Annotated in this window: 13 protein-coding genes; 5 read left to right on the top strand and 8 right to left on the bottom strand. The window is 47.5% G+C overall.

Going from position 1 to position 9,066, the window contains the following annotated elements; translation table 11 throughout:
• A partial coding sequence (locus tag Pan241w_RS29850) for a hypothetical protein (protein ID WP_232107271.1) occupies positions 1 to 183 on the top strand: 183 nt, incomplete at its 5' end.
• A gap of 218 nt (positions 184 to 401) precedes the next feature.
• Here the strand turns inward: Pan241w_RS29850 and Pan241w_RS25445 are convergent.
• The 8 genes from Pan241w_RS25445 to Pan241w_RS25415 form a co-directional block, all read right to left on the bottom strand.
• Positions 402 to 2,033 (bottom strand): tyrosine-type recombinase/integrase, encoded by a 1,632-nt coding sequence (locus tag Pan241w_RS25445; protein WP_145221420.1) that lies wholly within the window; start codon positions 2,031 to 2,033, stop codon positions 402 to 404.
• A gap of 19 nt (positions 2,034 to 2,052) precedes the next feature.
• Entirely contained in the window at positions 2,053 to 2,268 is a 216-nt protein-coding gene (locus tag Pan241w_RS25440; RefSeq protein WP_145221417.1) for a topoisomerase II, read from the bottom strand.
• A 488-nt stretch (positions 2,269 to 2,756) separates the two neighbouring features.
• Positions 2,757 to 2,891 (bottom strand): hypothetical protein, encoded by a 135-nt coding sequence (locus Pan241w_RS29955; protein ID WP_261344272.1) that lies wholly within the window; start codon positions 2,889 to 2,891, stop codon positions 2,757 to 2,759.
• Between the two features lie 3 nt (positions 2,892 to 2,894).
• Positions 2,895 to 3,152, bottom strand: a complete 258-nt coding sequence (locus Pan241w_RS25435) for a hypothetical protein (RefSeq protein ID WP_145221414.1) — start codon at positions 3,150 to 3,152, stop codon at positions 2,895 to 2,897.
• 233 nt (positions 3,153 to 3,385) lie between these two features.
• Positions 3,386 to 3,952 (bottom strand): hypothetical protein, encoded by a 567-nt coding sequence (locus Pan241w_RS25430; protein WP_145221412.1) that lies wholly within the window; start codon positions 3,950 to 3,952, stop codon positions 3,386 to 3,388.
• Entirely contained in the window at positions 3,940 to 5,226 is a 1,287-nt protein-coding gene (locus Pan241w_RS25425; RefSeq protein ID WP_145221409.1) for a type IV secretory system conjugative DNA transfer family protein, read from the bottom strand. The genes Pan241w_RS25430 and Pan241w_RS25425 overlap by 13 nt, the downstream gene beginning before the upstream one ends.
• Positions 5,223 to 5,510 (bottom strand): hypothetical protein, encoded by a 288-nt coding sequence (locus Pan241w_RS25420; protein WP_145221406.1) that lies wholly within the window; start codon positions 5,508 to 5,510, stop codon positions 5,223 to 5,225. Before Pan241w_RS25420 ends, Pan241w_RS25425 begins: the two co-directional genes overlap by 4 nt.
• A complete protein-coding gene (locus tag Pan241w_RS25415; RefSeq protein ID WP_145221403.1) occupies positions 5,489 to 5,728 on the bottom strand; it encodes a hypothetical protein in 240 nt (79 codons plus the stop codon). Before Pan241w_RS25415 ends, Pan241w_RS25420 begins: the two co-directional genes overlap by 22 nt.
• 140 nt (positions 5,729 to 5,868) lie before the next feature.
• On the opposite strand from Pan241w_RS25415, the gene Pan241w_RS25410 reads away from it, so the two are divergent.
• The 4 genes from Pan241w_RS25410 (at position 5,869) to Pan241w_RS25395 (ending at position 9,016) form a co-directional block, all read left to right on the top strand.
• Positions 5,869 to 6,723 (top strand): helix-turn-helix domain-containing protein, encoded by an 855-nt coding sequence (locus Pan241w_RS25410; RefSeq protein WP_145221400.1) that lies wholly within the window; start codon positions 5,869 to 5,871, stop codon positions 6,721 to 6,723.
• A gap of 83 nt (positions 6,724 to 6,806) precedes the next feature.
• Complete coding sequence (locus Pan241w_RS25405; protein ID WP_145221397.1) at positions 6,807 to 7,454, top strand: Fic/DOC family protein; 648 nt, start codon at positions 6,807 to 6,809, stop codon at positions 7,452 to 7,454.
• Positions 7,455 to 8,005: 551 nt separating this feature from the next.
• Positions 8,006 to 8,239, top strand: a complete 234-nt coding sequence (locus tag Pan241w_RS25400) for a helix-turn-helix domain-containing protein (protein ID WP_145221394.1) — start codon at positions 8,006 to 8,008, stop codon at positions 8,237 to 8,239.
• A gap of 183 nt (positions 8,240 to 8,422) precedes the next feature.
• Positions 8,423 to 9,016: a hypothetical protein gene (locus tag Pan241w_RS25395; RefSeq protein ID WP_145221391.1), complete on the top strand. Its 594-nt coding sequence runs from the start codon at positions 8,423 to 8,425 to the stop codon at positions 9,014 to 9,016.
• The last annotated feature ends 50 nt before the right edge of the window (positions 9,017 to 9,066 follow it).

The raw sequence follows: 9,066 nt of genomic DNA, 5'->3' as shown, positions 1-9,066 counted from the left end.
CAAAATATCAATGCAGGGACATATCAAGGATTATTGGGCTTGAAAAGTTTGAATTTAACCTCAGAATCTGAAAACAGAGTGCCTAGAAAACCTTCAATAAATACACAATTGCATACTGCTTCTCGTATTTATGTTTCGAGCAACAATGCACTGATAATCAATTCGATTCTCACATTAATTTAGTGCACACTACATTCTAATAATGACGACTCATGGTATCGACGGTCCGAGCCAAGAACACTGGCATCAGGTCGACTCCCCTCAGGGGCTTCGGATTGTCCGCTGAGGAACCACTTGTGAAATGCGAAAACCTCCGGCACCATGCGATCCATGATGCCTTTGTCGTGTGAATGAAAAGTCCGATATATTTGAGAAAGCCGATCAAAAATTAATTGATCCTCTCAAATCGAATTTAGAATGATCTTCAGCTTCTGTATCTCGTCAGCAGAAAGAAGAGGCATTATTTCTGTGGGATCATTTTTGGAGTTCTTATCTTCCAATTTCTCACGAACCTCCGACGCAGCAGCTTGGGCAGCTTTAGTCGCACCATAGAACTTTTCAGTCGTTGAAAAGTCTCGGTGTCGTAAAATGACTTTGAGAGTTTCTGCAGAGATCCCCGCATTGATCAGTCGGTGAGCACAACCCCGTCTCAGATCGTGAGCCGTGGCATACTTCAGACGGCGTCCCGTTTCTTCATCTGGTTGTTGAACGATAATTCTGGCTTGTTCTCCAATCTGAGCAATGATTCGGCTGACTCGGTCCGTTGACAGCCGTTTCTCCGTTCTCTGAGCCTGTCTGCTGGACTGCTTCTCAGCCCGTTTTCTCAGTTTTGCTATGGCATCGGAAGCAATCTCCCCCTGATGCTGATTGAATTCGACCTTGCGTTTGATTTTCGCTTTGCCAAGCCAGTTTCGGATGGTGGTATCAGAAACCCCACAAGCTCGGCCGATGGCAGTATTGCTGTACTGTTCAGCCAGCCTGGCGAGATCAGTGTTGGTCGGTCTGAACCATTCACTGTCTGTTTCGATCTGATATTCCATCGGCTGTGGGTCAACCACCCAACCTCGACGTTCTTTTTCTGGAACCTGTTCCAGCAGCTCTTGCAGACCTGGCAGCATTGGGATTTCCTGGTTCTTGCGGTTCTTTTGTGTAGAGGGAATGATCAATGTCGGGTGCAAATCCTGACGTTCTGGCCAGACGGGGTGAATCTTTCGCTCATCATCCCAGGAAAAGTTCATCACGTCACTGATGCGAAAGGCACTTTCCCAGAGTATCTGTAAAACGATTTTCCAGGAATCCGCCGGTTGCTTACCTACGATTTCGGGAGTCACCTCGATCATTTTTTCAAATTCTTCATTGGTGACCGGTCGTCCTTTCATCACATCATCCACACTCAGTTTTGTGACCGGAGGAACCTTCCGGATCCAGTCATGACGATAACAATACCGTACGAATGCCATAATTGCTCCCATCGTCGAGTTGACTGTCGTCGGAGCCCGGTAATCCTGACGGCTTTCTTCACCAGCGAGCAGCCGATCCTGTAAATACTCCAACGCCGTCAGGGTGGTGTATTCTTCAATGTTTCCATTCTCCTGAAGTTTCTTCTGCTTCCGCTGATTTTCCAGAATCCGGCCAGCGATCCCGATCCGCGACATGGAATTATCTAATGATTTATTCCGGAAACGCTTTTTGCAGTGTTCATAGTAGTGCTCCACACAATCCTGCCAGCGCATATCACTCAGGTATTCCACTCCTTCCTGGGGTTCTGGGGCAGGGGATGGAACATGAGTCTGGATTTCCAGGGCTTCCGTGATCACGCCGCCCGACTCGATATAGTTTCCGTTTAATAATCGCTCCCGGCACTCCCGCATGATCCGGCGGGCTTCTCGCCGATCACGTGTACCGCAACTCTTCCTGATCCGCTTTTGATGCAGCGGACAATAGAATTTCAAAACGTACCCGTTTCGGTCGGTCTGCTTGAGGGGCCGGTTCGGGTAGAGTTGAATGTTACCGATTTCAGGTTTACGAGGCATGGCAGGTCAGAAGAGGGGACTATTCTGCCTCACTTACTTTCGTTTGGGAATGGCTTTCGAAAAATTCGAGCAGGCTCTGGCCGGTAATCCAGCGTGTGTGACCGACCGTGACATACGGTAAACCGTCATCCAGCATCTTATCCCAGAACCGCTGTGAAATTCCGAGTCGTTGTAGCACCATCGCCTTGCTGTAGGCTTCATTTGAGTGGATCACTCCCGTATTCAGTTTGTTCATCGATATGGTTTCCTCAAAAATGGTTATCGAAATGACCGTATACAGAAAGAAATGGCACGCCGCTTCGGAAGTATCATTTAAAGCGACGTACCATTTTCAGGAGAACATATTTCATGAATCGATTACTTTGTTTTCTCATCCTTTCCTGTAATCGAGTCCTGTGATTTCAACTTCACCAGTTGCTGTAAACTGCGCCACGAGAGAAATACCTTTTGCGGTGATCCCTCAGCAAACTTGACATGAATCCCATGACATTCTTTTCCGGAAAGAGAGCATTTCCCTTTCCCGGTTGATTCGATGGTAACCATGATTTACCTCACTTCTGTTGCTTCCCTGATACAGCCAAAATCAGATACTGCTATTTAATGAAACTGACGATGAACATCAGCAGGAGCAACAGACCTAAAAGTTGTAAAATAACTGTCAGGCATCCATTCCCACGATTAATTGAGACCAGGCGATCAACGCTTGCTTTTTTTCGTCCCACGTTAACCACCACAGCCCTTTGCGATCACCCCGATCAAAATGATCCAGAACGCCAGACCGATAATAATCTCGACACCTGATGCATCAGGCGTTTCACGGACAGTTGTCTGCCGGTCAATTTCAAACCGTTTTCCCATTAGTTAATCCTCCTCAATGTAAACGACGATTCGCTCACGAATCGAAACAGAGTTGTGGGTTTCATCAATCATCGAGACAGCCTGTTGTACGACCGCATCGGGATTGGCCAGCACCTGATTCACCAGGCTGAGCAGCTGGGCCGACGGCGGCAGCTGGACGATGACCTGCTGCGGGGCGGCGGGAGCCAGTTGTCCCGTACCGGGGCCAGCCGGAGTACCTCCGATGACCTGCGGGTGACTGTTCATTGAACTGCGTTTCATGAATGTTCCTTTCCAGGAATAAGAGCCAGCCGGGACCTGGCCGGGTTGAGATTGAAATATTCCTGCGGTCTCCCGGGACAGCAGTAGTTGAAAATGACTATGAAATGAAAGGGAAACAGGAGCTGTTTCTCTTTCATAAGAAGTCAGTCTCAGCAGGGGGTGTTTAGAAACCATAGGGTTTCTATCCGGTTATTAACCCGGTTAAAAACCAGGTTCTTTATTCGTTTTTCTAACTATTCCAGTTCACAAAGATGACCGTCCCTGTCAGTCCAGACCGAGCCAAACGGTTGTTTCAGCACGTCTTCCAGGCAGGTGAAATACATATTTGAGTAATCGCATAACTGCATCAGTTTTTGTTTGTCGTCCGGCTGCAGGCAGACCCACAGCACGTCGTCACAGGAGCTTTCATATGCACGAAACCGTTCCTGAATTCGCTGGTGATTTCGTACTGTTCCCGTATGTAACTCCACAAAATATTTCTTGTTGATTTCCAGAAAGAGCATCTCAGCATCAGCACGATACCGGGGATCGACATCGTGAAGCCGTTTGAATTCAGCATCCGGATACAGCAGGCAAAATGTTGTGAGATGATATTCATGGATAAGCTGGTCCATCTCTGGTCGTTTCCCGTTATAGAACATGTCTCGCGGCCGACCGTCGCCGGTGATCTGTGCGGAACCGATGTATTTAATAATGCCCCGTTTTCGCAGTTTGGCAGTGGTCTGATAGGCCTTTGCCAGACTGGGAAACAGATCCAGAAAATGATGGACGCCACAAACATGAGTTCTTACCCTCTCCACGATGATTCGTCTGCGTTCGAGCCACGCTGCCTGCCCCTGACGCTGGCGGGCGTACAATATTTCGGGGTTTGGTAATCGGCCCCCTGAATGATGTTCTGGATCGCGTCTTGCATCATGTGCTCCGAAATCCCCGGCCATGCGTAAGAGTCCTTTAAAATCGGTGACTGTTCTTTAAAGACGTGCCCCTGTTCACGGACATACCGCGTCCCAACCGGGAGTGTCATCAGTTCCTGGATGAGCATCTTTCCCTGGCCGCTCACGCCGCCAGATGAATCAGGATCGTACTGCAGGGCGCCAAAGATTCCGCTCATCAGTCTGGCATCTTCCAGGCTGCCGACCCGGTAGCATTCCACCCGCCGTGCGTTCTGGAATAAGGTCACACGAATTTCACTGGATACGATGCTCAGAGACTGCGTGATCAGGATTAGTTCAAAGCCGTACTTTTCTAAGGTGGCAACTGCCCTCAGCAGGTCTTTGGTGATCAGGTTCCAGTTTGCCGCTTCGTCAATCACCAGGACCAGGCTTCGTTTGTGACGTTCCACGTACTGAATCGCTTTATAGGTCCAGAGCTGGAGTACGATTTCGATGGTCTGGTCAGTGGCACCAGATCCTTCCACGATGAGAGTGTCATAGCGGTTGATAAGATCATCGCAGTGAAGCGTTCCGCACCTGGAAATGAATGCCGGATCTCGACATGCAGGTTCCAGCAGGCGAAGTGTGGGAGACACTTCGTTTCGAAGCTGGCCGGGAGAGAGTTTGGCCAGCGATTGGAGTCTGTCAACCGTTTCCTGGTGTGTGCAGTGTCGCAGCAGGAACTCAAAATCCGGCAGGTGAGGCTGAATGGCGAACGGCAACCAGAACAGAGGAGCGTAGGCATTCTGGAACTGGATGACTTTCAGCGCTTCGTCAGTATATTCTGCAATACGAGGACGACTCACGCCGTCCAGTGACCGGCGGCCGTAAAGCGGTTCTGCGATCAATGACCGTTCATAGTCATTTTCTCTCAGTCGCTGTAATGGATCAGTATGTTCAGATTCCCAAAGAGAAATAAAACCGGGAGCCCGATCAGTACGCCGTAACTGATCGTAAAGTATTCTTTTGGTCGATCCTCCACAGATATGATGTTGAAAGAACCGGCGAGATAAACTGTCCTGCGGATCTAACGCGAGAATCTTACGGGTTTCATGAGTGAGTTTATCAATCACGCCGAACGTTTTTCCCATCCGGGTCGCACCGACAATGAGAATCATCAGGAGATACAAACACAAAATCATCCGAGTATCTCCTTGATTTTCTGTGTGTATTTCTGCCGGGCGTGCAGAATGGCGGCGTTGCGTTCGAAATCGTTTAAATTCAGGTTTTGAAGTAAGCGGAGTTCTTCTTCAAATGCGGCCCGTACCTGCCCCAGTCTTTCCGCACGATCAGGTGGAGGCGGTGGCGAAACAGGACGGGACTTCTTCGATTTCCGGGGAAACCCGTGCTCTGAAAGATGACGAATGCCGAGGAACAGCATCACCATCATCCAGACGAACAGCATTAAAGCGAACACAGCAACCATAACAGTAAAATCACTCCGAACGGGATTAACAGATTCTGAATGGGGTTATCTTGAAAGTTTCCCTGATGAGTAATGCAGGCTGAGACAAAGCTCAGCACTGCCCAGTGCACAGGGAAGAAAATGGTGTAGGTGGTTTTTCCCACCAGCCCCAGGTTGGGGTAAGCAGCGAAAATCAGAATGCCGGCCAGGATGTAGAAAAGCCAAAGAAAAGCTTCCATGAATCACTCTCGATTGTTATGAAGGACACACATCAATGTTTGGTATAATCAGCTCTCAACGACTTCATATATACAGGGGAGATAACCGCAGGCGATAGAAGGAATCACGTCCCAAAAAGAGAAGTTGCTAAGGCGCAACCATGACCATGAAACGAATAGAAGAAGAAATTGCAGATAGAATAGTAGGGATTCGGGAGTCGCTGAATTGGACTCAACAGCAGTTGGCAGAAGCTGCCGGAATTACGAAAGGACATCTGAGCCGGATCGAATCCGGACAGAGACTTCCTCTCCCACCCCTTTTGATGAAACTGGCGAAAACTCTCAATATTTCTGTCTCTGCATTACTGCCCACTGACGAATTAAGCTGGCAGTATGTAGATGTAACGGACGTCAAAGGCATTGCGAGCCTGTTTCATATCAGCCTTACAGCAGTTGCCAGCGTAGTCCTGTATCGTCCCTGCGATCACTTTCCTACTCAGAGGCATGCGGATGAGTATGTACGCCGGATGGGAATGCTGAGTGATACGGGGATGAAATGGTCAAAAGACCATCGTGATCTGATTGAGGCAAATAAAACAAATCAGATTCATTATCATCTCTGGCGGCGAGCAGAGTTCCTGGAATTTACCAGACGGGATGTGGTGGCAGCTGAAATGGCGAGCGATATATTAAAATCGGAAAACACGATTTTCTGTGTCATCAGTAACAGTAATTTCGATAAAGTCGCCTCAGTGATCTCAAAAAAAATCCGCTCAGTCCATTGGGAACAAATCGGCTTGTATCTACCAGAGTTCTTTTTGGTGAAGCATAACGATTTCACATTTGACTATGCCTGGAACGAAGAACGTGCCAGCAAATTTATCAAAGAAGCCATGAAGGCGATCACGAACACCTATAAGGAGGTTACTGTCACGACAGAATCAATGCGCGACTTGCCTGAAGACATGAAAAAGGTAATTCATGCCAGAACTCTAAAAGCTCTGGGAAATCGATAAGCGAGGAAACTTACCTGCAGATTAGCTAGTCTCATCGTTTAAACTGTGTGGCGGTATCTTTATTCTTCTAGTAGATTAGGTACATGAAAAAAAAGCACCAGGACAAATACGATGTTTCCGGAAATATTGAAGCTCAGTTTGTGGACGATGCTGAGACCGTCCTGGTGAATAAACTGGGGATTACCGATCTGGAAACATTACAGCATTTTGAAGAACTGGAATTGGCAAAAGCATATGAGTCTTTGTTTTCAGAAGTCCGGTTTGATACTCCCATGACATCTGAGCTATTGCTGCATATTCATGCTAAGATTTTTGGGGAGTTGTTTGAGTGGGCTGGTCGATGGCGAACTTTACAAATAAGTAAACCCGGTGCGATCTGGCCACCTCCACATTATCTGGACGAGGCAATGCAAAATTATGAGAAAGATGTTTTGCAGAAATATCCGGCTATCCGCCTCACAGATGACAAAGGGTTCTGTGAAGCGATCGGCGAAATCCAGGGAGAGTTTTTGGCGATTCATCCCTTCCGGGAAGGAAATGCCAGGGCAATCAAGTTAATGACTGATTTGCTGGCCATTCAGTCTAACAGACCTTTATTGATATATGACCAAACCGAACCTGGGATGGAGCAGTATATAGAAGCCGCCAAAGCAGCATTGATCCGGAAAGACTATCAGCCGATGATTGCCATTATTGAGCAGGCTTTGGCTGAGGCTCGGAAGCAGACATAGCTTCCAGTTGCTGCATGATTTTGCTACGCGTTTCTGCAGTGAAGGGGGGCAGTCCTTCAATCACACTATTGCGTTCTGTAACCTCAAGAATGCGCGCACGCCGAATCGCATCATCTTTCAGCCAAGGTGATGCTTCACGTAAAGTCGGTCCTGTTCCAAAACTGTTCATGCAGTAATTATAGCATGTTTTTGCCCATGAGGCTAGAGGCAAAAGTGAAGTGCAGACCGGGATTTACAGCGTTAATCCGATAATAACCATACTTGTAGAAGTGGTATTCTGAAGCTTTATAGAGCACATAGGCGAAAATCTACGCCTATGTGCTCAAGCTCTGCTCCCCATGCTACTTTGATTCAGAAGTAGGTTTGGTCTCTTGTTTCTGTTCCTGCTTTTTCTCTTCAGGACTTTTTGAGCCACCGTTGGTCATTTCTTTTCTCCAGTTCTAAATTTGAGTGTCAATACCGATTTCCTGTATTAGGAAATTTCCCATTTTGGGAAATTCTATCCAACTGAATAGTCTGCTGCAACTAGAAATTCGAAAAGAGCAGGCTAAATGAAAAAAACCCGTTACTCACAAAAATATTCACAGCTATTAAAGGCTTTAAAAGAAGCCCGGATTGAAGCTGGATTGACCCAAACAACAGTAGGAAATAAATTTGGAGCTCACGCTTCATTTGTCTCTAAATGTGAATCAGGGGAAAGAAGAATTGACGTGATTGAACTTGCTTCCTTCTGTAAGATTTATAACGTCCCACTCACTGAATTTTTACAACGTATCGAACTCTAATGAGGATTGACTGAGTATGTTTTCTCTGCCCCACTAACCATCAGTCCCCAAAAACATGTCAATTCGCCGATAGTATTTTTTCAATTATGTTGGCAAGTTACTTATGTGGCCTTCAAGTCGGGTTTGCTAGTGGATGGGATGATTGATCCACTCTTGGACGCCAGTTGTTAAAGTGATCGAACGGTGGTACTGTTTGCCCTGTCAATGAAAGATGTGTACACAGGGAACTTCGGCTTACTCATCGCGTTCGTCTTGCCGGGCTTCGTTGTCTTGTGGGGCGTGAGCTACTTTTCTGAGACAATTCGTCTTTGGCTTTCAGGTACGACGCCGACCATCGCTGGCTTCATGTTCGGAACTCTTGCGTCCGTTGCGGCAGGAGTCACGGTCAGCACGGTGCGGTGGCTCGTGATCGACAAGATTCACCATTGGACAGGAATTCGGCAACCACCTTGGAATTTCTCCCGTTTGGGACTAAATGTCGAAGCATACAACGTGCTCAACGATATTCACTACAAGTTCTACCTGTTTCACGCGAATGGGTTAGTGGCGTTGTTTTTCGTTTACGTGGCCAGACGGACATACTACGGAATGCTGTCAGCCCCGGTTGGATGGTTTGATCTAGGCTTTGCGATTCTCTCATTGGTCTTGTTTGTTGGATCGCGTGACGTGCTACGCAAATACCATGAGCGAGTCAGCCAATTACTCGGCACTCTGCAAAGCGTGCCTGATCCAGATCGAGAGTCAGAAAGTTCAGCTTCTTCCAAGGACCAAAGTTGATAATTGGGCGCCACATAAGTGTGGCATTGTAAAATTGAACCTCTTCCTTT

The sequence above is a fragment of the Gimesia alba genome (assembly GCF_007744675.1).
In the GTDB taxonomy this organism is placed as follows: Bacteria; Planctomycetota; Planctomycetia; order Planctomycetales; family Planctomycetaceae; genus Gimesia; species Gimesia alba.
Note: the sequence above shows the minus strand (reverse complement) of the source record. Positions and strands in the feature narration are given on the sequence as shown.

Bases quoted from the DNA above. Each gene is read 5' to 3' on its own strand.
- Pan241w_RS25445 (WP_145221420.1), bottom strand. From the start codon at position 2,033: ATGCCTCGTAAACCTGAAATCGGTAACATTCAACTCTACCCGAACCGG.
- Pan241w_RS25440 (WP_145221417.1), bottom strand. From the start codon at position 2,268: ATGAACAAACTGAATACGGGAGTGATCCACTCAAATGAAGCCTACAGC.
- Pan241w_RS29955 (WP_261344272.1), bottom strand. From the start codon at position 2,891: ATGGGAAAACGGTTTGAAATTGACCGGCAGACAACTGTCCGTGAAACG.
- Pan241w_RS25435 (WP_145221414.1), bottom strand. From the start codon at position 3,152: ATGAAACGCAGTTCAATGAACAGTCACCCGCAGGTCATCGGAGGTACT.
- Pan241w_RS25425 (WP_145221409.1), bottom strand. From the start codon at position 5,226: ATGATTTTGTGTTTGTATCTCCTGATGATTCTCATTGTCGGTGCGACC.
- Pan241w_RS25420 (WP_145221406.1), bottom strand. From the start codon at position 5,510: ATGGTTGCTGTGTTCGCTTTAATGCTGTTCGTCTGGATGATGGTGATG.
- Pan241w_RS25415 (WP_145221403.1), bottom strand. From the start codon at position 5,728: ATGGAAGCTTTTCTTTGGCTTTTCTACATCCTGGCCGGCATTCTGATT.
- Pan241w_RS25410 (WP_145221400.1), top strand. From the start codon at position 5,869: ATGACCATGAAACGAATAGAAGAAGAAATTGCAGATAGAATAGTAGGG.
- Pan241w_RS25405 (WP_145221397.1), top strand. From the start codon at position 6,807: ATGAAAAAAAAGCACCAGGACAAATACGATGTTTCCGGAAATATTGAA.
- Pan241w_RS25400 (WP_145221394.1), top strand. From the start codon at position 8,006: ATGAAAAAAACCCGTTACTCACAAAAATATTCACAGCTATTAAAGGCT.